At 66.4% G+C, this 22,505-nt stretch carries 23 protein-coding genes; 4 read left to right on the top strand and 19 right to left on the bottom strand.

Annotation, left to right across the window (positions count from 1 at the left end; translation table 11 throughout):
- Positions 1–96: 96 nt before the first annotated feature.
- The 16 genes from Q0982_RS15790 to Q0982_RS15715 form a co-directional block, all read right to left on the bottom strand.
- A complete protein-coding gene (locus Q0982_RS15790; RefSeq protein ID WP_299397099.1) occupies positions 97–861 on the bottom strand; it encodes a hypothetical protein in 765 nt (254 codons plus the stop codon).
- Positions 862–1,158: 297 nt separating this feature from the next.
- On the bottom strand, positions 1,159–1,977 hold the full coding sequence (locus Q0982_RS15785) for a CARDB domain-containing protein (RefSeq protein WP_299397098.1): 819 nt from the start codon (positions 1,975–1,977) through the stop codon (positions 1,159–1,161).
- 87 nt (positions 1,978–2,064) lie between these two features.
- Positions 2,065–3,549 (bottom strand): CARDB domain-containing protein, encoded by a 1,485-nt coding sequence (locus tag Q0982_RS15780; protein WP_299397096.1) that lies wholly within the window; start codon positions 3,547–3,549, stop codon positions 2,065–2,067.
- 202 nt (positions 3,550–3,751) lie between these two features.
- Complete coding sequence (locus tag Q0982_RS15775) at positions 3,752–5,620, bottom strand: CARDB domain-containing protein (RefSeq protein WP_299397094.1); 1,869 nt, start codon at positions 5,618–5,620, stop codon at positions 3,752–3,754.
- A 134-nt stretch (positions 5,621–5,754) separates the two neighbouring features.
- Positions 5,755–6,411 carry a hypothetical protein gene (locus Q0982_RS15770; protein ID WP_299397093.1) on the bottom strand — a complete coding sequence of 219 codons (657 nt, stop codon included), beginning with the start codon at positions 6,409–6,411 and terminating at the stop codon, positions 5,755–5,757.
- A 115-nt stretch (positions 6,412–6,526) separates the two neighbouring features.
- Entirely contained in the window at positions 6,527–6,796 is a 270-nt protein-coding gene (locus tag Q0982_RS15765; protein WP_299397091.1) for a hypothetical protein, read from the bottom strand.
- A 93-nt stretch (positions 6,797–6,889) separates the two neighbouring features.
- Positions 6,890–8,380 (bottom strand): carboxypeptidase M32, encoded by a 1,491-nt coding sequence (locus Q0982_RS15760; RefSeq protein WP_299397090.1) that lies wholly within the window; start codon positions 8,378–8,380, stop codon positions 6,890–6,892.
- Between the two features lie 86 nt (positions 8,381–8,466).
- A complete protein-coding gene (locus tag Q0982_RS15755) occupies positions 8,467–9,273 on the bottom strand; it encodes an SURF1 family protein (protein ID WP_299397088.1) in 807 nt (268 codons plus the stop codon).
- Positions 9,266–9,679: a DUF983 domain-containing protein gene (locus Q0982_RS15750; RefSeq protein WP_299397087.1), complete on the bottom strand. Its 414-nt coding sequence runs from the start codon at positions 9,677–9,679 to the stop codon at positions 9,266–9,268. Before Q0982_RS15750 ends, Q0982_RS15755 begins: the two co-directional genes overlap by 8 nt.
- 58 nt (positions 9,680–9,737) lie before the next feature.
- On the bottom strand, positions 9,738–10,556 hold the full coding sequence (locus tag Q0982_RS15745; RefSeq protein ID WP_299397085.1) for a cytochrome c oxidase subunit 3: 819 nt from the start codon (positions 10,554–10,556) through the stop codon (positions 9,738–9,740).
- A gap of 61 nt (positions 10,557–10,617) precedes the next feature.
- Positions 10,618–11,259, bottom strand: coding sequence for a cytochrome c oxidase assembly protein (locus Q0982_RS15740; protein WP_299397084.1), 642 nt, complete (start codon positions 11,257–11,259; stop codon positions 10,618–10,620).
- Positions 11,256–11,390: a hypothetical protein gene (locus Q0982_RS15735; protein ID WP_299397083.1), complete on the bottom strand. Its 135-nt coding sequence runs from the start codon at positions 11,388–11,390 to the stop codon at positions 11,256–11,258. The genes Q0982_RS15740 and Q0982_RS15735 overlap by 4 nt, the downstream gene beginning before the upstream one ends.
- A 5-nt stretch (positions 11,391–11,395) precedes the next feature.
- Positions 11,396–12,343 carry a heme o synthase gene (locus Q0982_RS15730; protein WP_322097044.1) on the bottom strand — a complete coding sequence of 316 codons (948 nt, stop codon included), beginning with the start codon at positions 12,341–12,343 and terminating at the stop codon, positions 11,396–11,398.
- 104 nt (positions 12,344–12,447) lie between these two features.
- The gene (gene ctaD / locus Q0982_RS15725) at positions 12,448–14,055 is read right to left on the bottom strand and encodes a cytochrome c oxidase subunit I (protein WP_299397082.1); all 1,608 of its coding nucleotides are present in this window, start codon (positions 14,053–14,055) and stop codon (positions 12,448–12,450) included.
- Positions 14,056–14,069: 14 nt separating this feature from the next.
- Positions 14,070–14,924, bottom strand: a complete 855-nt coding sequence (coxB, locus tag Q0982_RS15720) for a cytochrome c oxidase subunit II (protein ID WP_299397080.1) — start codon at positions 14,922–14,924, stop codon at positions 14,070–14,072.
- 280 nt (positions 14,925–15,204) lie between these two features.
- Positions 15,205–16,512: a DUF3422 family protein gene (locus tag Q0982_RS15715; protein ID WP_299397079.1), complete on the bottom strand. Its 1,308-nt coding sequence runs from the start codon at positions 16,510–16,512 to the stop codon at positions 15,205–15,207.
- Positions 16,513–16,671: 159 nt separating this feature from the next.
- Between Q0982_RS15715 and tldD the strand changes: the two genes are divergently transcribed.
- Entirely contained in the window at positions 16,672–18,105 is a 1,434-nt protein-coding gene (gene tldD / locus Q0982_RS15710) for a metalloprotease TldD (RefSeq protein ID WP_299397077.1), read from the top strand.
- A gap of 298 nt (positions 18,106–18,403) precedes the next feature.
- Positions 18,404–19,390, top strand: coding sequence for a cyclase family protein (locus Q0982_RS15705; protein ID WP_299397076.1), 987 nt, complete (start codon positions 18,404–18,406; stop codon positions 19,388–19,390).
- A gap of 39 nt (positions 19,391–19,429) precedes the next feature.
- Here Q0982_RS15705 and Q0982_RS15700 read toward each other — a convergent pair whose 3' ends face one another.
- Positions 19,430–19,813 (bottom strand): RidA family protein, encoded by a 384-nt coding sequence (locus tag Q0982_RS15700; protein ID WP_299397075.1) that lies wholly within the window; start codon positions 19,811–19,813, stop codon positions 19,430–19,432.
- A gap of 143 nt (positions 19,814–19,956) precedes the next feature.
- A complete protein-coding gene (locus Q0982_RS15695; RefSeq protein WP_299397073.1) occupies positions 19,957–20,181 on the bottom strand; it encodes a hypothetical protein in 225 nt (74 codons plus the stop codon).
- A 342-nt stretch (positions 20,182–20,523) separates the two neighbouring features.
- Between Q0982_RS15695 and Q0982_RS15690 the strand changes: the two genes are divergently transcribed.
- Together Q0982_RS15690 and Q0982_RS15685 are read left to right on the top strand one after the other, a co-directional pair.
- Complete coding sequence (locus Q0982_RS15690) at positions 20,524–21,276, top strand: hypothetical protein (RefSeq protein ID WP_299397072.1); 753 nt, start codon at positions 20,524–20,526, stop codon at positions 21,274–21,276.
- Positions 21,277–21,455: 179 nt separating this feature from the next.
- The gene (locus Q0982_RS15685) at positions 21,456–21,995 is read left to right on the top strand and encodes a hypothetical protein (protein ID WP_299397069.1); all 540 of its coding nucleotides are present in this window, start codon (positions 21,456–21,458) and stop codon (positions 21,993–21,995) included.
- On the opposite strand, the gene Q0982_RS15680 is transcribed toward Q0982_RS15685, so the two are convergent.
- Positions 21,992–22,426 carry a type III secretion system chaperone gene (locus Q0982_RS15680; RefSeq protein ID WP_299397068.1) on the bottom strand — a complete coding sequence of 145 codons (435 nt, stop codon included), beginning with the start codon at positions 22,424–22,426 and terminating at the stop codon, positions 21,992–21,994. The genes Q0982_RS15685 and Q0982_RS15680 overlap by 4 nt on opposite strands.
- Positions 22,427–22,505 lie beyond the last annotated feature (79 nt).

Here is a 22,505-nt window from a genome sequence, read left to right as displayed (position 1 = left end):
CCTGCGCGAGAGCTCCGAACACAGAAGAAGGCCCGCCATCAGGCGGGCCTTCCTTATCGGTTGCATCCGGTTCCGGATGGTGCTGGCGATCGCGTCCTACAGGTCGCCGGGACCGCTCGGGCCACCGGAGGGATCGCCGCCACCGCGGCCGTCACGACCACCGGGATCACGGTCGCCGGGATCACGGTCGCCGGGATCCCGATCACCAGGATCACGGTCGTCGCGCTGATCTTCGGTGCTGGCCCGGATGATCCGCGGATCGCGATGCTCTTCGCAGGACACCGTGTGGCTGTCGAAAGTGGAGTCCACCGCATTGGGGGCGACAACCATCACCTTGAAGGAGAGGTTGCGCAGGCCCTGCGGGTCGTCCTGCGAGGCCGCCGGGCCGGTGCCGAAGAGCCGCTCGAAGAAGTCCGGCTCACGGGTCTCCTTCAACTTTGCCGGCGGATCGAAGACGACGATCGAAGCGTCGGCATCCGTCTGCGCGCTCTTGGCGAGCGCGATCTGGTGGCTCGCCTGAGCGGCAAAAAGGCCGTCGTCGGTCACGCTGGTCTTCGCTTCGAAGAGCTGCGATTCACGGCCGTCATCGGTCACGATCTTGTAGGACAGCGTGCCGGGCGACTGGGCGCCAAGCCGCACGTTGAAAGCATAGGCCAGAGGGCAGGAGCCTGCCATGTGCATCGGCACCACATCCAGGGTGGCCGTGGTGGCCTGGAAAACGTCGCTGCGCGCCGCAAGCTGGGCGGCGGCGTCGCCGATCAGGCTGCCGGAAACCGAGCTGTCGGCCGCGGCAATACTGGACCCGAGCATCAGCGCAGCGGCGGATACCAGCAGGCCCTTGGTCATCGTGTTGGTAAACATGAATTCTCTCCGTTTGCACCATGTGTTCGCTTGTTCTTGTGTCGCGCCGTGCCCGGAGATGGTTCAAATCTGAATCAAATCCCATCTTTTTCAGAAAAGAATATACAGAACAGCTATTTAGCGGGAACTTGTGGTTAATGACCCTGCGCCGCCACCTGGGCAAGACCGCCGTCGCGCGACGGCCGGGCGGTTGCACCCGGCCATCCACGAACGCCGATCCTTCCAGGCGGCTTTGACGGGGGAGTGCTCCTTGGGGAACGCTCCTTGGGGAACGCTCCTCGAAAGACAGCAGGCAGCCTAGAAGTACCGCACAGCCCTGTTGTTCTGGTCGTTGGACTCTTTCACCTGATTCTGCCAGTCGACACGCACGTCGACCTTTTTCAGCATCGTCACAGGAACACCGTTGTCCACCGTGATCCATGCCGAGGCCTTCGGAAGCAGGGCTGCGACCTTGGCGGTGGTTTTCTTCACCTTGCCGGTCTTCTTCTCGGTAGAGGTCACATCGAGCACTGTCGGCTTGGACGATCCGTCGCCCGCGTTCTCCACCTCGATGCGGAGCTTCGTGTTGTTCAGCTTGTGGACGCCGATCTGAACGACCCTGAGATCGGGAAGAAGGTACGCGCCGACGGTCATCTCGACCGCTTTCCCTGTCGCCTTGGACGCGCCCCCGGGCTTGGAGCCGCCAGCCTGGCCGGGCGGTTCCGACTTTGCGCCCGGTTTCAGCACCGGCGCCTTGCTGCCCGGTTTAGGGTTCTCGGGCAATCCGGCCCCGCCCCCGCCTTTGGCGCCGCCGCTTTGCTGAGGCAACTCCGACTTCGGTCCGGCGTGCGGGGGCTTGCTCTTGCTGCCGGGCTGGCTGCTGCCCTTGGGCGCCGCCGCAACCAGGACCGGTTCGGCGCGATCGCCCGGTGTCTGGTCAAGGCCCGCAGCCCGCGGCTCGATCCAGAGTTTCGCCGAAACGACCTGGGGCTGCTGGACGGCGAGGCCGCCTTGCTGAAGCTGCGCGACAGTCGCAGCCGCCTTCCCCGCTCCGGGCCCAAGCAGAGTGGATGCGGGCAGAAGAAGAAGGCAGGCCAAAGCGGTTCTGCGCACACCCGCCCAATCGAAATGTCTCACTGTCTTTGCTCCTTGAAACGGGAACGATGCATCTGTCACGCGCGTGTTTCGGGGCAGCCCCTGGGTGAGTCCCCTTCCTCCCACGCGCTAGGGCTGATAGACGGCCGTGTTGTTGTTTTCTTTGGCCTCTTTCATGGTGTTGTTCGGATCGAGCTGGACGTGGATCGAGTCCGCCTGGGCGACCTGAGTCTTGAAAGTGACCGTCACCCAGGCGGAACCGAGCGTCTTCAGCGCCGGAACCTGGACCGTGACCTTCTGCTTGTTCGCGCCGCCCTGCTTGTAGGTGGCCCGAAGCTGAGTAGCCTTGCTTGGAAAAAAGCTGAGGTTCTGCACTTGGACCAGCAGTTCGAAAGGTTTGAACGACTTTTTCGTCTCGGAGACCGCGAGGTCCGGCAAGTAAGGGCCAGCTGAAGCGCTGCCGCCATCGGCGGAGGGCTTGGCCACCGGCTTGAAACCGCCCGGAGCACCGGCGCCGGGACGGGGCGCACGGCAGTCGATGATGTAGGTCTGCCAGTTCGACTTGACCTTGGAGCCGCCCAGCATCTCGACGCGCAGCCCCAGCTTGTGCACGGCATCGGGCGTCGGCACGTCGGTGAGGCCGGTCGGGCCCTGGCCCGCTATGGCCGGATTCAGTCCGCCAGGCTTTCCTCCCTGGCCGACGGTGTTGGACCCACCGCCTGCGGTACTCCAGTGGGCGGCTTGAACAAGCGGCACACGCAGCTTTTCGGTGGTGACTGCCCGGGCGCCCTGGCCACCGGGCTTGACCGTCATCGTCGCCTTTCGGTTGCCGCCGACGATACGCTTGTCTGAGGTGACGATGCGGTAGTGGACGACCCCCGGCGAGTCGCCCTCGAAGGTCATGACCATCTTCACGTTGACCGGACAGCTGCCTCTGTGGGTCCTGGGATTGAGGGCGAGCTTGACGTTCTTCACAAGGGGCGCATTGGGCGAGAGAACCGTCTGCGGACTTCCCTCCTGCCCCTTGCAGACAATGGTGAAGGACTTCTTGCCGGACTGGAAGGTCGGGCTGGTGTCTTGCTGAACCGTGTATTCGGCCTCGCCCAGCACCTCGACCTCGACGCCGATCTCGTAGTCCTTGCTGAGTGCATTCTGCTCCGAGAGAAGGCCGGCTTTCAGCGTATCGGCATTCTTGTTGCAGAGCACGATCGCATACTGGTGGAAGTTCGGCTTCGGCAGGGTTACGTCAAGCTCCTCGTCGACGACGAAGGGCAAGGCGCCAGCCGGATAGGTCTGGGACAGCGAGAAGGGCTTGAAGACGGTCGTCAGGTCGCCCGTTCCGGCAAGACCCTTGGCCTTGAGCCGAAGCCAAAGCCGCCAGGATTCGATCCTGGTGCTGCCGCCACCCCCGTTCAGATAGAGATCGGCCGCCGCGGTCAGCGCTGGCCCCTTGACCGAGGTGTACTTTCCGTCCGCGCCGGTGACTTCAATCAACGCCGGCGTGACGGCGGTCAGTTCGAGATCCTGCTGGGCGGCGGAAGCCGGCCCTGCAGGCAGCATGAAGCCCATCAGGGCCCCAGCTGCGGCTGCGCTAGCCGAAAGGGAACGTTTCACGGTGATGACTCCTCGGGAGCGTTGGCGGTTTCCCGGTAAGTCGCGGCCCTGGCGTGAGCGGTTCGGCCTTGCGCGGCGGCCCCGGCAAAGCGGCGCGGGCGAAGATGAGAAGGGAAAGTGAGAAGACGGAAATGAAAAGACGGGGCGCCCGCCGCTCTGCCTGAGTGGCGGGCGCCCCCAACGCGGGCGAGCAGAAGACCCGCTACGGCTGGTAGACGGCCGCGTTGTTGGTCTCCTTGGCCTCCTTCACGGTGTTGTTCGGATCGAGCTGGATGTGGATCGAATCCGCCTGGGCAACCGGAGCCTTGAAGGTGACTGGAATCCACTTCGAGGCGCCGGGCTTCAGCGGCGGCACCTTGACCGTGACCTTTTGTTTGTTCGCGCCGCCCTGCTTGTAGGTCGCACGAAGCTGGGTCGGCTTGGTCGTCAGGAAGCTGTTGTTTGCCACCTGGACCAGCAGCTCAAAGGGCTTGAACGACTTCTTCACCTTGACGAGCTTGAGATCGGGGAGCATCTGGCTCGTCGACCCGGAACCTGGCGCTGTGTTGGGCCGATCCGTCTGCGCCAGACCGCCGGGCCCGCCGGCTACGGCCGGATTTCTAGCCGGTCCGCAGTCCTGGGTGTACTCAAACGGAACAGTCCCATGCTCCTGCATCGGCTCGTGGGCCTGGCTCGGGAACACGACTTTGAAACGATACGTGGTCTTTCCGGAGGGCTTGCTTGCGGAGGCCGCATAGCCGCCGATCTGGCCCTGCGTCTTCTTCAAGGGAAACTGTAGGTTCTGAACGGCTGAGGTGCGAAAGCTGCCGTCCGGCATCTGGGTCATCTTTCCCTTGAAGGGACCGACGTTGGCGATATGAACACCACCAAGGGTTTCCAGGCCGCCGCCGTGCGAGGCATCGACGTTGAACACCTTGATGACATAGGTGAAGTCCCCCGCGCGGCCGCCCCGGAACTGCAGGGAGAGTGTCGCCGTGGCCGGGCAGACGCCCTTGTGCTTCTTGGGAGTGACACCGCCGCTCCAGATGGTCACGATCGGTTTCTTGCGGCAATCGACGATCTCGGTCGCCCAGTCCGACTTGACCTGGGGATCGCCCAGCACCTCGACCCGAAGACCCAGCTTGTGCAAGTCCTCCGGCGTTTGCTGGGCGGCCAGGCCGCCAGGGGTACTGCCCGGTCCGCCCGGCTTGTCTTGCGGCAGACCGGTAAAGCTGCCGGCGCCGGCGTGGCCGCCCGGGGGCAGCGGCACCGTGATCTTATGCGTGGTGCCGAAGCGGTAGTCGCCGCTCGGCTGCCTGGTCATGGTGCCCGTGAAGGGGCCCATGTAGCGGTTGTCGGTGAAGCGCAGGCGGTACTGGAACTGTCCCTCACGACCGCCGCGGAACTGCACGGCAGCCCCCAGGTCCAGCGGGCAGCTTTTCTTGATGGTCGTCTTGGCAAGCTGGAGCCCTGCTTCCGTCACCACCGGCAAGAGTGCGTCGGGATCGAACACCGTGCTCTTGACCTGCGCCTTGCAGACCACCTTGATATAGCCGATGTTATCCGGGTCGTCGGCGTAATCGTTGGGTCCGGCAATGCCGGAAAACTCCGCCTTCATGACTGCACGGACCTTGATCGAGGTGGTGCGGTCCTTGCGGAAGATCTGGTCGTCGCTCTGCCCGTCCTTGCGCAAATCCGCCACCAGGCCGTTACACTGCGCGACCACGAAGTCCTGCCACGCCAGCGCCGGAACCACGAGGGCCCCTTTGTCGCCGTGTATCTTGGGACGCTTGCCGACAGGAAAAGTCTTCTTGTGGTAATGGTCCGGCATCGGATATTCGAATCCGGGAATCGAGCCCGTCGTGCTGCCCAGTTCGAGCCAGACCTTGTAGCCTTTGAGCCGGCCGCTTTCTCCGGCATTCGTCTTGAGCGTGAATTCCACGGAGATGACGGAAAGCGGCTTTACCGCCGTGTACTCGAGGTTCGAGCCCGTCACCTCGATCGACGTGGTATGCAGCGCCGTCAAGCCTACAAATTCAGAATCGGCGAGCGCCGGGGCGGCGGACAGCAATGCAGAGGCAAGCGCGCCCACAGCGGCGCCTGCAGTAGAAAGACGACACATTTCTTCAATGCTCCCCTTGGTCTAGGTTGCATTGGATGTGTCGTGCGGGCGGTGCGGTTGGTTCGCCTGCCGGCAACGGGCAGCCGCCTTCGTTCCATCAGCGGCTAGTCAGCGGACCCCGCGGCCGGCAGCGCGGGAGGGTCCAGAGCCTTGCAGCGGATGGTGTAGCTGCCCGAAAGCGGCTCTTGCTCCATGCCTGGGTGCGGGTCCGGGTCCGGGTCGGCGCCCGAGTAGCTGTATCTCACTCCGAGATCCACTCTGACGTCGATATCGTGATCCCTGGAATGGATGTCCTCGTAGCTGCGGCCCTTTCGCGCCAGGCGCTCGACCTGGGCATTGCAAAGGCCGGTCGCGTAGGCCCGCGCCACAGGCTTCGGCAGTTCAAGAACAACGGTCGTGTAGATCCATCTGGATTCGTAGATCCACAGGGGTCCCTTCCCGCTGCCGTAGCGCCTGATGACGGCGTGGTCGGCAAAGCTCTGCTTCACGCGGCCCAGCAGATAGTCACCCGGCGCAGACATCTCGATCCAGAGTTTCACGGACGCCGTGTCGCCGGCCCTGAGCTTCACATCAAGGAAGACTTCAGCCACAAAGGACCTGCCCGAGGCGCTGTCGTAACGCCCATTCAGGCCAGTGACCTCCACCAACTTGGGAGAGACGTCGTCCAGCTTGACGACGTACTCGGCAGCAGCCGAGCCCGCCGGCGGCAGAAGGCCTGCCAGTGCCGCAACGGCGGCGGCGCCAAGGCTGCAAAGCTTCACTGTCCGCAATCCCGGAGACGTGGCGGTTTGACCGTTGGTCGCCGCGGTAGCGGGAACGGTTCGCCCGCGCCCCGAAGGGGCGGTCGGATCTCTTGGGGAAGGCTTCGGAGAGACCCTAAGTCGTTGGAGGCAGGTCTTCGTCGCTCAGGCGGGCCTCACGTACCGTGGCCAGGCAGCGCGCCATGAGGTCCAGGTAATAGTCGCGGTCCTGGGTGGCGGTTTCCTTTTCCGCCTGGGCGATGCGCTCGAAGAGATAGGCCGCCAGGGCCTGGTCGCTGGCGGGATAGACGCCGGAGCCGGTGAGATCCTGGACGAGGCCGACGGCCGTCTCCGCCGCGCGCGCACCGACCCGTCCGATACCGCCTCCAAGACCGCCGATGGCCATGCCTGCCCTTCCTTCCTGCCTTTAATCGCCGCCCCTTCATGTAGAGGCCCGACCGCAGAGGTTCAACCGATACAGGGCCCCCGCTGCAAGCGATCAGGCCAGGTAGCGCGCCGTCAGGTGCGCCTTGAAGACCTCGGGGTTGAGGGGCTCACCGGTGGCGCGTTCCAGAATGGCCTCGCCGCTGGCCGAGGAGGCCTGGCCGTGCACATGCGCCTTCAGCCAGTCCATCAGCGGCGAGAAGTCGCCGCGGCCCAGCGCCTCCGGGATCTCCGGCCGTGCCTGCCTGGCGGCGGCGAAGAGCTGGGCCGCCGTCATCGCCCCCAGGGTATAGGTCGGAAAGTAGCCCCAGGCACCGTCGTACCAGTGGATGTCCTGCAGGCAGCCCAGGCGGTCGTCCGGCGGCGTGATGCCGAGCAGGTCCTGCATGCCGCGGTTCCATTCCTCGGGCAGCGCCTCCAGCTCCATCTCGCCGGCGATCAGCGCCTTCTCCAGGCGGTAGCGCAGGATGACATGGGCCGGGTAGGTCACCTCGTCGGCGTCGACGCGGATGAAGCCTGGCTCCACCTTGTTGTAGTGGCGCAGCAGGTTCTCCGCCTCCCAGGCCGCGCCCTCGCCGCCGAAAGTCTCCCGCGCGATGGGCGCGAGGAAGGCGACGAACTCGGCCGAGCGGCAGGCCTGCATCTCGACCATCAGCGACTGGCTCTCATGCATCGCCATGCCGCGGGCCTCGCCCACCGGCTGCAGGCGCCAGTCGCGGGGCAGGCCGCGCTCGTACATCGCGTGGCCGGTCTCATGCAGCACGCCCATCAGCGCGGTCATGAAATCGTCCTCGTCGTAGCGCGTGGTGATGCGCACGTCGTCGGGCACGCCGCCGCAGAAGGGGTGCAGGGAAACATCAAGGCGGCCGTGGTCGAAGTCGAAGCCGACGGCGGCCATCATCCTGCGGCCCAGCGCCTCCTGCTGCTCGCGCGGGAAGGGCCCGGGCAGCGGCAGCGGCACGGGCCTGGACGCCTGCTGCGCCATCGCCTGGTCCAGGAAGCCGGGCAGGAAATCGGCCAGATCGGCAAAGACCGTATCGATATGCGCCGAGGCGCCACCCGGTTCGTACTGGTCGAGCAGCGCATCGTAGAGGGAGCAGTCCAGGCGCTCGGCCTTGGCGGCGGCCTCCTGACGCGTCAGGTTCAGAACCTCTTTCATTGCGGGCAGCACGGCGGCGAAGTCGGCCTTCGGCCGCGCCTCCCGCCAGATCATCTCGCAGCGTTTGCAGGCCTTGGAGAGCGCCTCGACGAGATCGCTGTCCACCGCCGTGGCATGCAGCCAGCGCCGGCGCATCTCCGTCAGGTTCGCCTGCACCCAGGGGGAAAGCTCCTTCGTCTCGGCGGAGGCCTGATCGAAAAGCGCGTCGAGCGAGGCGTCGGTCAGGATCTCGTGGCAGACCACGTCCAGCGTCGCCAGCTGCTCGGTGCGCGCCTCCGCGCCGCCAGAGGGCATGACCGTCGACATGTCCCAGGACAGCAGCCCCGCCGCCTCCTGCAAGGCATGCAGGCGCTTGAATTTGCGCGAGAGTTCTTCGTAGGCGGTCATAAGCTACTCCTGAGCGGGCAGTCCTCGGGACCGGCGACGGTCCTTAGGCATAGATATGCTGATTCGAACGCCGGCTGGCAATGCGCTCAGGCGCGGTTCTCGTCCCCGGGACCGCCCGCGCCGGTGTCGCGCTCCGGGCGGTAGTGGAAGAGGAAGTAGATCACCAGCAGGATGACCGCGAAGGAGTACCAGGTGAGCGCGTATTCCAGGTGGTCGTTCTTCAGGGCGATGCGGGTCTGGCCGCCGATCGGCAGACCGCCCGGAAGCTCCGCAGCAACGGCGTCGGCATAGACCTCGGTGATGATCGCTTGGCTGACGCCCTCCCCCATGACCGGAAGATCGAGCCAGAAGTAGAAGCGCTCCTCCGGCTTGTTGGGCGGCTTGGCGAAGCTGACCCCCTTCCACCCGTCGGTGCGCAGCAGGGCCTCGATCTCCAGCGGCCCGGCGAGCTGTCCCTCGGCACGGGTCGCCGGATCGCGTCTCTCCTGCGGCACCCAGCCGCGGTTCACCAGCAGCGTGCGGCCGTCGTCGAGCTGAAAGGGAGTGACGATGTTCAGGCCCACGCGGCCGTTCTCGGTGCGGGCGCCCAGATAGAATTCCTGGTCGTGCAGGAAGCTGCCGTTCAAGCCCACGCGGGTGAACTCCACGGCGGCGGGGTCGGGAAAGCTTGCCGGCAAGGCGATGGCCGGCCCCTGGGAGCGTTCAACCCGCTTGGCGATCTCGCCTTCCTTCCAGTGCAGGCGCTGGACCTGCCAGGTGCCGAGCGCGATGAGGATCGCCAGGGCCGGCACGGCGCAGACTGTCGCCCAGAAGGTCGGGCGGAAGCGCCGGCGCCCGCCCTGGCGCACATCCCCCGGCCTTTGATCCCCGTGCCTCTCGGGCGAGTCAGTCATAATCCACGGTTCCCGTATCGCTGGCCTTGTTGCGGAACTGCAGGGCAATCATGACCGCCTTCATCGGCCGCAACAAGCCAAGCGCGCCGCCCAGGATGACCGGTACCCAGATCACCATGTGCAGCCAGATGGGCGGTTCGTAGGTGAACTCGACCCAGAACACCAGCGGCACCACGATGGCGCCGAGGATGAAGATGATGAAGACGGCAGGCCCGTCGCCGCTGTCCTGCTTGCTGAGGTCCAGGCCGCAGACCGTACAGCGCGGCGCCACCGTGAGGAAGCCGGCAAAGAGGCGGCCTTGTCCGCAGCGCGGGCAGCGGCTCGCCAGCCCGGTGCGGAACGGCGAGAGCGGCGGATAGCTTTTGGGTGTTTTCTGCGGTCCCGCGGGCTCGCGGGGCGCCGTCATGACGGCGCCCCCGCGGCCGGTATGGACGGTGGCTTCGGCCCCCGGCCGTCGCAGGCGGTCAGCCGCCCCACCAATAGACGCAGACGAAGAGGAACAGCCATACCACGTCGACGAAATGCCAGTACCAGGCCGCCGCCTCGAAGCCGAAGTGGTGGTCCGGCTTGAAGTGGCCCAGGTAGGCGCGGAACCAGCAGACGATCAGGAAGATGGTGCCGACCAGCACGTGGAAGCCGTGGAAACCAGTCGCCATGTAGAAGGTCGAGGAATAGATCCCGTCGGTGAAGCCGAAGGCCGCGTGGCCGTACTCGTAGATCTGCACGGCGGTGAAGAGGGCGCCCAGGAAGATGGTGACCCCCAGGCCCTGCAGCAGACCCTGGCGGTCGCCGTGGAGCAGCGCGTGGTGCGCCCAGGTCACCGTGCAGCCGGACAGCAGCAAGATCATGGTGTTGAGGAACGGCAGGTGGAAGGCTGGGAAGACCTCGACGCCGACCGGCGGCCAGACGCCGCCGGTGTGTTCGACCCGCTCGAACTGCTGGGCTTCGCCGGCAAACAGGCTGGCATCGAAGAAGGCCCAGAAGAAGGCGGCGAAGAACATCACCTCCGAGGCAATGAACAGGACCATGCCGTAGCGCAGGCCGAGCTGGACCACCTTGTTGTGGTGGCCCTGGTGGGTGGCCTCGTTAATGACCTCGCGCCACCAGAAGACCATGGTAGCCGCCACCAGTACGACGCCGAGCGGCAGCAGCCAGGGCGTGACGTCGTGCATGAACAGCACCATGCCGGTCGCCAGCACACCGCCGGCTATCGCCCCGAAAAACGGCCAGGGGCTGGGGTCCACCAGGTGATAGGGATGGTTCTGTTCGTGGCCTGCACTCATGATCTTCCCCGCTTGATTACTGCCGGCAGCGCTTTTGCCAAGTCTCTTGACTGGGCCGCCATCAATTCACTGAAGTCTCCGGCACCCTCGTTCCCCGACCGGCACCCGGCTCTGCCTGTGACAGGTCGCCGACCGGCTGCTCGACTACCGCATCGAGGTCAGGGAAGAAGGTGTAGGAGAGAGTAATGGTCTTCACGTCATCCAGATTGCGGTCTTCCTCGATCGCCGGATCGACGAAGAAACTGACCGCCATGTCCATGGACTCGCCGGACGAAAGCTGCTGCTCGGTAAAGCAGAAGCAGGCGACCTTGTTGAAGTACTGCCCGGCCTTCAGCGGCGTGACGTTGAAGGTCGCGGTGCCGGCGTTTCTCTGCACCGCCTGGTTGGTGGCGCGGTAGAAAGCGAGGCCCGCCTCCCCGACACGCACCTGCATCTCGCGCTCGATGGGCTGGAAAGCCCAGGGCAGGTCGGGGCTGATATCGGCGTTGAAGCGCACGGTGATCATGCGCTCGCCAACCTGTTCCGGCATGCTTTCGGCAACCTGGGTGGTGCCGCCGAAGCCGGTCACCCGGCAGAACAACTCGTAGAGCGGAACCGAGGCATAGGACAGGCCGATCATCGCGACCACGACGCTCACGCAGATAAAGGCAACGCGTCCGTTGCTCCGCGCCTGCCGCTCTTCGCCCGTCGATCTGTCGGTCATTCGCCACCTCCGCCCATCCGGATCAGGGAAACAAAGTAAACCACGACCACAAAGGTCACCAGGACCGCCAGCAGCGCCCAGTTCTTGATTTTCTGCTGACGCAGTCTTTCTTTTTCGTCCTGATCGTCCATCACGCTCATCCCGCAAACCCGGACGACGCCAGCAGCAGGCCCGCCGCATCGGCCAAGAGGTCCGGCGCCAGCATACCCGGCGCCCGGTCAACGATGATCAGGCTGAACAGAACGAAAAGATAGAGGATCGAGAAGCCGAAGAGCTGCTTGGCGGCGCGGTCGCTTTCGTCCCGCAGCACCCGCAGCGCCAGCAGCACGAAGAAGGCGCCCATGGCAGCCGCCACCAGGCCGTAGACCGCCCCTGCGGTGCCGAGCAGCGCCGGCGCCAGACCGAGCGGCGCCAGCAGCAGGCTGTAGAGCAGAATCTGACGCTTGGTCGCCGCCTTGCCCGCCACCACCGGCAGCATCGGCACCTTGGCCTTGGCGTAGTCGATCTGGCGGTAGAGCGCCAGCGCCCAGAAGTGGGGCGGCGTCCATACGAAGATCAGGGCGAAGAGCGCGATGGATTGAAGATCCACCCCGCCGGTCACGGCAGCCCAGCCGATCATGGGCGGAAAGGCCCCCGCGGCGCCGCCGATAACGATGTTCTGCGGCGTGCGGCGCTTCAGCCAGATGGTGTAGACGAAGACGTAAAACGCATTGGCCAGAGCCAGCAGCGCCGCCGCCGCCCAGTTGAGGGCCAGGCCCATCAGCATCACGGACAGGAGGCTGAGGATCACCCCGAAGGCCAAGGCCTCCTGCGGGGCGATGCGCCCGCGCGGCAACGGGCGGCCGCGGGTGCGGTCCATCACCGCGTCGATGTCGCGCTCGTACCACATGTTGATGGCCCCGGCGGCACCGGCGCCGACGGCGATGCAGAGCACCGCCACCGCTGCCAGGAAGGGGTGAATCGTCCCCGGCGCGGCGTAGAGGCCGGCAAAGCCGCTGAACACCACAAGCGTCATCACCCGCGGTTTCAGAAGGGCGAAATAGTCCGAAACCCGGCCGCTGCGTACGGCAGAGGCCCCCGCCAGGGAGGCCCCGCCCGCCGCGATACCGATCGTCGCGTCACTCACGCCACAGCTTTCCTTCTGTCGCCCAAAGCCAGGTCATGGTCCTCCTTTGCCAACCCCGGGCCTCAGCGGACCTGCGGAAGGTCGTTGAAGGTGTGGAACGGCGGCGGCGAGGACACGGTCCACTCCAGCGTCGTCGCCCCCTCGCCCCAGGGGTTGGCTTCGGCGCGCCGCCCGGCCACCAGGGCGTAGAGCGTCATCACCACGAAGAACAGGGTCGCCGCGATGGAGATGTAGGAGCCGTAGGAGGAAACCGCGTTCCATCCGGCAAAGGCGTCGGGGTAGTCGATGTAGCGGCGCGGCATGCCCGCCAGCCCCAGGAAGTGCTGCGGGAAGAACGTCAGGTTCACACCGATGAAGGTGGTCCAGAAGTGCAGCTTGCCGGCCCATTCCGGAAACTCCCGCCCGCTCATCTTGCCGAACCAGTAATAGAAGGCGGCAAAGATTCCGAAGACGGCGCCCAGGCTGAGCACATAGTGGAAGTGGGCCACGACGTAGTAGGTGTCGTGCATGGCGATGTCCATGCCCGCGTTCGCAAGCACCACGCCGGTCACACCGCCCACGGTGAAGAGGAAGATGAAGCCGATGGCCCAGAGCATGGGAACGGTGAAGCGGATCGAACCGCCCCACATGGTGGCGATCCAGGAGAAGATCTTCACGCCCGTGGGCACCGCGATCACCATGGTGGCGGCGGTGAAGTAGGCCTTGGTGTCGACATCCAGGCCCACGGTGTACATGTGGTGTGCCCAGACGATGAAGCCGACGAAGCCGATGGAGACCATCGCGTAGGCCATGCCCAGGTAGCCGAAGACCGGCTTGCGCGAGAAGGTCGAGACGATGTGGCTGACGATCCCGAAGGCCGGCAGGATCATGATGTAGACCTCGGGGTGACCGAAGAACCAGAACAGGTGCTGGAACAGAATCGGATCGCCGCCGCCGGCCGGATCGAAGAAGGTGGTGCCGAAGTTGCGGTCGGTCAGCAGCATGGTGATGGCACCGCCCAGCACCGGCAGCGACAGCAGCAGCAGAAAGGCGGTGATCAGCATCGACCAGACGAACAGCGGCATCTTGTGCAGCGTCATGCCCGGTGCGCGCATATTGAAGATCGTGGTGATGAAGTTCACCGCGCCCAGGATCGAGGACGCGCCCGCCAAGTGGAGGGCGAAGATCGCCATGTCGACCGACATCCCGCTATGGCCGAGCGACCCCGAAAGCGGCGGATAGATCGTCCAGCCGGTGCCCGCGCCCGAATCGACGAAGGCCGAGCCCAGCAGCAGCAGGAAGGCGGGCACGATCAGCCAGAACGAGATGTTGTTCATGCGCGGAAAGGCCATGTCCGGCGCGCCGATCATCAGAGGCACGAACCAGTTGCCGAAGCCGCCGATCAGGGCCGGCATGACCACGAAGAACACCATGATCAGGCCATGGGCGGTGATGATCACGTTCCACAGCTGACCGTCCGGTTCGCCGTCGGTGAGCAGGTACTGAACCCCCGGGTCCTGCAGCTCCATGCGCATGATCAGCGAGAACAGACCGCCGATGATGCCGGCGATGATCGCAAAGAGCAGGTAGAGGGTGCCGATGTCCTTGTGGTTGGTGGAGCAGAACCACCGGATGAAGAACCCGGGCTTGTGGTCGTGATGATCGTGCGCGTCGCTGCTGCTGTAAGCCATGGCGATGGGTTCCTCTACTCGGACTCGGGGGTGGCTGCGGCGGCATCGGCCACCCGTACCGGCGCGGGTTCGTCAACCCGGCCGAATTCCTGCTGGGCCTGCTCGGTCCAGGCGGCGAACTCTTCCTTCGTCACCATCTGGATCATGATCGGCATGTAGGCGTGGCCGGTGCCGCAGAGCTCCGAGCACTGGCCGTAGAAGGTCTGGCCGGCGAACTCGGCCGGCACGTAGGCCCAGGTCTCGTTGAGGCGGCCCGGCACCGCGTCCATCTTCAGGCCGAAGGAGGGCATGGCGAAGTTGTGCAGCACATCGCTGGCGGTGATCTGGAAGCGGATGTTGGTGTCCACCGGCAGCACCAGCGCGTTGTCCGTCGCCAGCAGGCGCGGCTGGCCCGGCTGCAGCTCGTCGTCCGGCACCATGTAGGCATCGAAGGTGAAGTTGCCGTGGTCCGGGTACTCGAAGGACCAGTACCACTGCCGCCCGATCGCCTTCACCGTGATGTCGGCATCCTCGATGGTCTCGGCGAAGTACAGCAGCCGGAAGGAGGGGATGGCGATGACCACCAGAATGATGATCGGCACCACGGTCCACAGCACCTCGATCGTGGTGTTGTGCGTGGTCTTCGAGGGGTTCGGATTGCGCTTCTCCGAGAAGCGCCACATCACGTAGAGCAGCAGCACCAGCACGAAGAGCGTGATCAGCGTGATCACGATCAGCAGCATGTCATGGAAGCTCGAGATGCGCTCGGCCACCGGCGTGACGGGGGCCTGAAGGCCCAGCTGGTAGTTCTGCGGCTCCGACGCCTGGGCCATGCCCAGGGTCGACAAGAATGCGGCGGCCAAGATGCCCAACCGTCCCAGCAATGTCATAGCAAGCTATCCCAATCTTTCCCGCGAAGCAGAGCGGTCTCCCCCATGCCAGCCCCGTCGATCGACTGCGATCCGCCGGGATTCCCCTGTCGAGGTGCCTGATCCGCCACTGCGCGCGCAACCTAACCCATGCAAGTTTGCTCCGCAAGAAAGGGGAAAGCCGCCGAAAGACTGCCTTTCCCCTCTCCTGCTATCGTCCCAGGATAGCGCAGGTGGCGAGCCTTGTTGGCCGGTGCGACCGAATGCCGCAATCCGGCCGCAGGCCCTCCTCCGGAGGGTTTCAGCCGGAGTCGCCGGCGCCCTGTTCGCGATTGACGATTCGCCGCAGGCGCCGCACCCCGAGCCATACCAGGATAGCGACCACCGGAACCGAGACACCCGCCGCGATCGCCGGGTTTACCGGCAGCCCGGCTTCCTTCAGGGCCTTGGCCAGATACCCGACAAGGCTGGCCAGGTAATAGGTAATGGCCGCGACAGAGAGCCCTTCGACCGTTTCCTGCAGGCGGAGCTGCAGCCTGGCCCGGCGGTCCATGGAGATCAGCAGATCCCTGTTCTGCGCCTCGAGCTGGATGTCGACCCGGGTGCGCAGCAGCTCGCTGGCCCGGGCGACGCGCCGGGAGAGAGTTTCCAGCCGTTCTGAGACCGCCTCGCAGGTGCGCATCGCCGGGGCCAAGCGGCGGTCGACGAACTCCTCGATGGTCTGCAGGCCTTCGACCCTCTGCTCACGCAGCTCTTCGACCCGGCGGCGCACCAGGGCGTAGTAGGCCCGGGCGGCGCCGAAGCGGTAGTTGGTGGCGGCGGCGACGTCTTCGATCTCGGAGGAAAAGGCGGTCAGTTCGTCGAGCAGCCGGCGCTCCTCGCCCATGCCCTCGATCTCGGTCATGCGCCCCGTAATCCCGGTCAGCCGCTCGCCGGTCTCCGCCAGCGCGCCGCCGTGCCGCTTGGCGGCAGGAAAGGCGAGCAGCGCCATCATGCGGTAGGTCTCGATCTCCAGCAGGCGCTGGACCAGCCGTCCTGCCTGACGCGGTTTCAGGGTGCGGTCGCGCAGCAGAATACGGGCGAAACCGTCGGCCTGGACGGTGAAGTCCATCCAGACCTCGGCGGAACCGCCGGAGACCTGGCTGCCGATGATGTTGTCGTGTCCGAAATGACGGACCAGGGCGGCCGCGTCGGGCGCGGGCGCGTCACGGGTCAGCAGATCCAGGTGCACCCCGACCAGCAGGTCCCCGGGCAGCCCGATGACCCAGTCCCGCGGCACCCGGTCGAGGGCAAAACCGCTGAAAGCCTCTGCCTCGAAGGTGCCGTTCTGGAAAAACGTATAGGTCGAAAATTCCGTATGGCGCTCCCACTTCAGGCGGAAGTCGCCGAGGTCGACCATGAAGTGGTTGTCGCCGGCGCCCGGCGCAGGAAGGCCGAAACGCGTGCAGAGCGCGGCGACATGCTGGCGGTCGCGCTCGGCGGAGCGCTCCCCGGACAGCAAGGCCAGATGGGTTATGCGCTCGGGCGACTGCAGGCTGGCGAAAGGCCGCGAATGCACCTCGGCATTCAAGGTCCCCCGCAGCGGATGGTCCCGCATTCCGTCGATCACGGCTGTCGCCCCCTCTTATCCCTTCAGAATTCCCCTCGCGGGCGCTCTGGCGGCGCCCCGGCGGTCCGGCCAAGGGATGATATCCTGGCCGCCGGCCCCCATATTGAGGCAAGCTAACGGCACTTTGCCAGACCTCAAGCGGATCCTGGAGATCTCTGCATGTCCCACCTCGCCGAAACCGACGCGCTCTTCTACACCAAAGCCGGGCTCGACCGCAGCCGCTTGGAGGCGGCTGTCGACGATGCGCTGACCGGCGCCGACGACGGCGAGCTGTTCCTGGAATACCGCCAGTCCGAGGCCCTGGCCTTCGATGACGGCCGGCTGAAGTCGGCGAGCTTCGACACCTCGCAGGGCTTCGGCCTGCGCGCCATCGCCGGCGAGGCCGCCGGCTATGCCCATGCCAGCGAGCTTTCAGAGGCGGCGGTGAAGCGCGCGGCGGAGACCGTGCGGGCGGTGCAGTCCGGCCACTCCGGCACCATGGCCGACGGCCCGGCGCGCACCAACCGCATTCTCTACCGCGACGACAACCCGATTGCCGCCGTGCCCTTCGAGGACAAGGTGAAGCTGCTGGCCGAGATCGACGCCTTCGCCCGCGCCAAAGACCCGCGGGTCAAGCAGGTGAGCGCCTCCCTGGCCGGCGAGTGGCAGGCGGTGCAGATCCTGCGCGCCGGCGGCGAGCGGGCGGCCGACATCCGCCCGCTGGTGCGCCTCAACATCTCTGTTGTCGTCGGCGAGGGCGACCGCATGGAAGCGGGCGGCTACGGCGGCGGCGGCCGGCTGGCCTACAACCTGCTGCTCGACCCGGTCTACTGGCAGGCCGGCGTCGAGGAGGCGCTGCGCCGCGCGCTGGTGAACCTGGAGTCCGTCGACACCCCGGCCGGCGAGATGCCCGTTGTGCTGGGCTCCGGCTGGCCGGGAATCCTGCTGCACGAGGCGGTGGGCCACGGCCTGGAGGGCGACTTCAACCGCAAGAAGACCTCGGCTTTCTCCGGCCTGCTGGGCGAGCGGGTCGCCGCCCCGGGCGTGACGGTGATGGACGACGGCACCATGCAGGACCGGCGCGGTTCGCTGACCATCGACGACGAGGGCACGCCGACCCAGCCCACGGTGCTGATCGAGGACGGCATCCTCAAGGGCTACATGCAGGACCGCCAGAATGCACGGCTGATGGGCATGACGCCCACCGGCAACGGGCGGCGCCAGAGCTACGCCCACATCCCGATGCCGCGCATGACCAACACGGTCATGCTGGCCGGGGACAAGGACCCGGACGAGATCCTTGCCTCCGTCGACCGCGGCCTCTTCGCAGTCAATTTCGGCGGCGGCCAGGTGGACATCACATCGGGCAAGTTCGTGTTCTCCTGCACCGAGGCCTATCTGATCGAGAACGGCAAGCTCGGCGCACCGGTCAAGGGCGCGACCCTGATCGGCAACGGGCCGGATGTCATGACCAAGGTCAGGATGATCGGCAACGACATGAAGCTGGACGACGGGGTCGGCACCTGCGGCAAGGAAGGCCAGGGGGTGCCGGTGGGGGTTGGGCAACCGACCATGCTGATCGACGCCATCACCGTCGGCGGCACGGCAGCCTGAAGCGGCAACCAGCGGTCCGTATCTCCCCTCGCTTCTGTCAGGGGGCAAGAGGACCTGCACCGTAAAGGAGGAAGGAAGGCGAACAAAGGGTTGCCCGGCGGAAACAGGTCCACTGTCAAGCAAAGCGAGGCAAGCCACTATGGGTATCAAGGGAGATGGGACGTCCCCGGCACCTGCGGCCGGGGCGCATAAATGTGTTGGCGCCGACGACGGCGCGGTGAAGGAGTCATCTGGAGGCGTTGCAGCAGGGCGCCGCCGGTTCCTGGCCGGCGCCAGGCTTGGATTAACCGGGCTTGGATTGACCGGACTCGGGTTGGCCAGCGCCGCCCTGGGGGGCATCGCCGCCCCCGGCACCGCAGGCGCCGCCGACACGCCGATCGGCGAGAAGTGGTGGCCTTCGCGCTGGGGCCCCGACGATCAGGCCGGCGCCTCCAACCACATGACCCCGGAGAAGACGCTGGCGGCCGTCCAGCAGATCAGGACAGGCAAGGTGCACAGCCTGGGCCGGGTCTACGAACGTGACATGCCGCTGTTCGGCGAACGGGTTTTCGCCCTGCGCACGCCCGGCATGCCCACCGGCGGCACCTTCGGCGACAACAAGATCATCTGGAACGACGAGTTCCTGGCCACCGAAATCGGCCAGGTCGGCACCCAGTTCGACGGTCTGGGTCATATCGGCGTCGAGGCCGGCGCACCGGGCGAGCAGACCCGGCGGCGGCTCTACAACGGCGTGACCATGGCCGAAGCGGCCTCGCCCTACGGGCTGAAGAAGCTGGGCGTCGAAAACGTCAAACCCTTCTTCACCCCCGGCCTGCTGGTCGACGTCATGGGCCTGAAGGGCGGCATGCTGGAGGCGGGCACCGAAGTCACCCTGGCCGACCTGCTGGCGGCGCTGGAGCGCCAGGGGCTCTCCGCCGAAGCCATTGCGCCCGGCGATGTGGTGATGGTGCGCACCGGCTGGGGCCTGCTGTGGAAGGAAGACAACGCCCGCTACAACAATGGGGCGCCGGGCATCGGCATGGAGGCCGCCCGCTACCTTGCCGAACGGCAGGTGTCGCTGGTGGGTGCGGACACCTGGGGCGTCGAGGTGGTGCCCAATCCCGACAGCAACCAGGTGTTCCCGGTGCATCAGGAACTGCTGGTCCGCCACGGGATCTATCTGCAGGAGAACCTCGATTTCGAGAGCCTGGCCGCCGACGGCACCTGGCAGTTCGCCTATGTCTTTGCACCGCTGCCGATCAAGGGCGCGACCGGGTCCCCCGGTAACCCGCTTGCCGTGACCTGAGATCGGTCCTGAAGCAAGGAGGCTGCCCGCGGGCCGCCGTCAGGCGGCCGCGAGCGCCTCGATCTCCACCAGCCAGGCGGGATCGGCAAGGCCGGCGACGACAACCAGGCTGGAGGCGGGCTGCGCGGCCCCCAGCAGGCGGTCGCGCACCTCCCGAAAGGTGCCCAGGTCCTCGCGGCTGGTCAGGAAGGCCGTGATCTTGACCAGGTTCTCCGGCGCCATCCGGGCGGAGGCCAGGACCTCGAAGATATTGCGCCAGGCCTGTTCCATCTGGGCAGCCGCGCCTTCCGCCAGATTGCCGTCGCTGGCGACGCCCACCTGGCCGGAGACCGACAGCCAGCGGCTCACGTTCTTGGCTTCGACGCCATGACTGTAGCGCGAGAACGGCGGGGCGATGCCCCCGGGGGTGTGCAAGATGCGCATGCCTGCTGCTCCTTCTTGGGCCCGCGCCCATTCGAGCGACGCCTAGCCTGAGCCCCCCCTTTAGGCTCTTGGACAGCAGCTTAAGCGACAAAGGCAAGCTTGGGCTAGTGGCGGCGAGGATCAATCCGGGCTGGCGCAAAACATTAGCGGCGGCGCAGATACAGCATGACCGCGAGGGCAACCAGCGTGCCGATCAGGGCGGGGACCAGCGCCATGGTCAGGGCATGGGTCAGGCTGTCGACGCTGCCCGGCCGCGGATGGCCGGCCAGGAAGGCAAAGACAAAGAGCAGGTAGGCGGTGGCACCGATCCGCAGCGCCCAGTATCGCAGCCAGCGCCGATCGTTCGTGTTCCGGTCGTTCGAATCCATTGGCTGTCGCCCCCAGGCGCCCGCCGATCGAAGTCCAGGGTGCCCGGCAGGCCCGGCGCTATCCTGTCTCAGCTCCGGACGAAGCGCAAACGGCCAGGGCGAACCGGCGCGAACCGGCGCGACCCGGCGCGACCCGGCGCGAACCGGCGCAGAGGGTCTCGCGGACGGCCCTTCCTGACGCAGACCTCGCGAAATCGTGCCTTGAGCGGAGCGCCGGCGCCGGCCATCTCGCTTGCCAGGGCAGAAGCCCGACCACAGGTCAGGAAAAGCGGGATTTTCGAAAAGGGGGTGTGCGCAACAGCCAGGGGAGCCTGCCGGGGGACGCTAAAGGAAAGGAAAGACATGCGATTTCAACCCGTTCAGAGTCTCCGGCGCGCAGCCATCCTGGCTGTGGCGCTGATCGCCCCGGCCGTCGCGGCGCAAAGCGCGGCCGCCCTCAGCCCAATAGCCCTCGGCCCGGGCGCCCTCACCGGCTCCCTCGATCGCTCCTACGGCCCCGCTCCGGCGGGCGGGATCGCCGCGGGAGCCCTGCTGAGGGGCACGGCCGTCCTGGACCGTCAGCCCGCTGCGGCGCGCCTCCATCTGGCCGGTTTCAGCAAACGCAGCAACCGGAGCACGTTCCGCAGCACTTTCCGGAACAACCGCTCATCGGTCGGCCCGCGCGGCTTCAACTCCTCCTTCAACAGCCGGTTTCTGCAGCGCGACCGCAGCTTCGGCAGTTCGGCAGCGCCGACCCGCTTCGGCAATTCCCTGACCTCCGGGCTGCTGCGGCGTGATCGCAGCTTCGGCGGATCAAGTGTGCTGCGCGGGCGCACCCTGCCCCTGGTGCGCGGCAGCCGCCTGAGCAGCACCACCCTCTTCGGCCCGCGGCCCAGCGGGTTCCGCCGCGGCCCCTTCGACGACTCGCGGGTCCGTGCGCTGCGCGCCGAGGCCCTGGCCCTCGATGCCGAGGCACGGCTCCGCGAGCTCGGCCTGACTCCGGCGCAGGAAGCGGCGGCGCCCACCATGCCGCCGGCCCTGATGCGCGCCCTCACCCTGGCTAAGCAGGCCCGCGCCCAGCAAGCGGCATCCGCCGGAGCGGACGGCGACGGCTAGGATCAGCAGGCAAGGGGTGCCCCGGAAGGCACCCCTTGGCCTCTGTTGCCCTTGGCCCCTGTTGTCCTTGGACCTTGCGGACACAGGGGGCATACTGACGCTGAAGCCGAACGGGGGGACGGCCCGTATCTCTTGCAGGCGGCTGCTTTGCGCACCGCAAACAACAAGGGAGTAAGGCGATGAACGTTCTTGCACGTTCCCTCCTGTGGGGGGCGGCATTTCTGGCCCCCGCCGTCATGGCCGCAGCCACCACCGTGGCGCTGCTGCCGTCGCAGGCGCAGGCTTCCTGCACCTCCATCGGCTCCTCGGTGTTCTGCGGCACCCGCGGCTCCCACAACACGGTGGGCAGGACCATCATCTTCAACAACGGCCCCGCCGGACAGCGGGTCGGCAACTTCGCCGTGACCGGCACGCCGCCGCGCACCTCCAACGTCATCGGCGCCGGCCGCTCGGCCCTGACCCAGCCGCGCACCTTCCGCGGCGTCGCCACCCGGCGCAGCTTTGGCCGCGGCACAACGGTCGATTCCCGGATTGCGGCGCTGAGGGCGGAGATCCTGGCGACCGAGGCCGCCGCGGAGCTGCGGGAACTGGGTCTGACCCCGGCGCAGGAAGAGGCGCAAGGCGACATGCCGCCGGCCCTGGTGCGCGCCCTCACCCTGGCCAAGCAGGCCCGCGCCAAGGAGGCGGCGCAAGGCGCGCCGGCAGCAGCCGCGGACTAGATGCTGATCCAGTTTTGCGAGTGCCGGTCTTCCAGCAGACGGCCGCGCAGTTCGGCTGTCTTGCGGCGGCAGAGCGCAACGACCTCCGCCAGACGCTCCCGGTCGGTTTCCCTGGATTCCTCAATGTAGGATAGAACCAGCATGCCCGACCGGGCATCAAGGCCGAGCGAGCCCCCGCCGGTCGCCGCCAAACACAGATTGCTGGCCATTGCCTTCACGAGAAGATCCGCCGCGGCCGCCGGGTTTTCGGGCAGAGGTCCCACGCGGGCATAGACCACGAAGATACCCGCGCCATGCGGGGCCTCGACTTCGACGCCGATCCGGTCTTTGGAGTCGGACGCAGGGACCTCGCCTTTGTCGAATGCGGGCTTGTCCGACGCGGGCATGACCTTTTCAGCCGCGCGCAAATCCCGCAGCCGGGCGTCAACCATGCGCCTTTTTTCGTTCAACGGTATGCCCCCTGCGTGTCCCCTGCCCCTATCCGGTCTCTCGGCTTCTGCCGTTGAACGG

Source organism: Pelagibius sp. (assembly GCF_028281305.1).
Lineage (GTDB): Bacteria > Pseudomonadota > Alphaproteobacteria > Kiloniellales > Kiloniellaceae > Pelagibius.
Note: the sequence above shows the minus strand (reverse complement) of the source record. Positions and strands in the feature narration are given on the sequence as shown.

What these genes read in the sequence shown, in the direction of transcription:
- Q0982_RS15790 (WP_299397099.1), bottom strand. Translation starts at nt 861, where the DNA reads ATGTTTACCAACACGATGACCAAGGGCCTGCTGGTATCCGCCGCTGCG.
- Q0982_RS15765 (WP_299397091.1), bottom strand. Translation starts at nt 6,796, where the DNA reads ATGGCCATCGGCGGTCTTGGAGGCGGTATCGGACGGGTCGGTGCGCGC.
- Q0982_RS15760 (WP_299397090.1), bottom strand. Translation starts at nt 8,380, where the DNA reads ATGACCGCCTACGAAGAACTCTCGCGCAAATTCAAGCGCCTGCATGCC.
- Q0982_RS15755 (WP_299397088.1), bottom strand. Translation starts at nt 9,273, where the DNA reads ATGACTGACTCGCCCGAGAGGCACGGGGATCAAAGGCCGGGGGATGTG.
- Q0982_RS15750 (WP_299397087.1), bottom strand. Translation starts at nt 9,679, where the DNA reads ATGACGGCGCCCCGCGAGCCCGCGGGACCGCAGAAAACACCCAAAAGC.
- Q0982_RS15745 (WP_299397085.1), bottom strand. Translation starts at nt 10,556, where the DNA reads ATGAGTGCAGGCCACGAACAGAACCATCCCTATCACCTGGTGGACCCC.
- Q0982_RS15740 (WP_299397084.1), bottom strand. Translation starts at nt 11,259, where the DNA reads ATGACCGACAGATCGACGGGCGAAGAGCGGCAGGCGCGGAGCAACGGA.
- Q0982_RS15735 (WP_299397083.1), bottom strand. Translation starts at nt 11,390, where the DNA reads ATGGACGATCAGGACGAAAAAGAAAGACTGCGTCAGCAGAAAATCAAG.
- ctaD (WP_299397082.1), bottom strand. Translation starts at nt 14,055, where the DNA reads ATGGCTTACAGCAGCAGCGACGCGCACGATCATCACGACCACAAGCCC.
- coxB (WP_299397080.1), bottom strand. Translation starts at nt 14,924, where the DNA reads ATGACATTGCTGGGACGGTTGGGCATCTTGGCCGCCGCATTCTTGTCG.
- tldD (WP_299397077.1), top strand. Translation starts at nt 16,672, where the DNA reads ATGTCCCACCTCGCCGAAACCGACGCGCTCTTCTACACCAAAGCCGGG.
- Q0982_RS15700 (WP_299397075.1), bottom strand. Translation starts at nt 19,813, where the DNA reads ATGCGCATCTTGCACACCCCCGGGGGCATCGCCCCGCCGTTCTCGCGC.
- Q0982_RS15695 (WP_299397073.1), bottom strand. Translation starts at nt 20,181, where the DNA reads ATGGATTCGAACGACCGGAACACGAACGATCGGCGCTGGCTGCGATAC.
- Q0982_RS15690 (WP_299397072.1), top strand. Translation starts at nt 20,524, where the DNA reads ATGCGATTTCAACCCGTTCAGAGTCTCCGGCGCGCAGCCATCCTGGCT.
- Q0982_RS15685 (WP_299397069.1), top strand. Translation starts at nt 21,456, where the DNA reads ATGAACGTTCTTGCACGTTCCCTCCTGTGGGGGGCGGCATTTCTGGCC.
- Q0982_RS15680 (WP_299397068.1), bottom strand. Translation starts at nt 22,426, where the DNA reads ATGGTTGACGCCCGGCTGCGGGATTTGCGCGCGGCTGAAAAGGTCATG.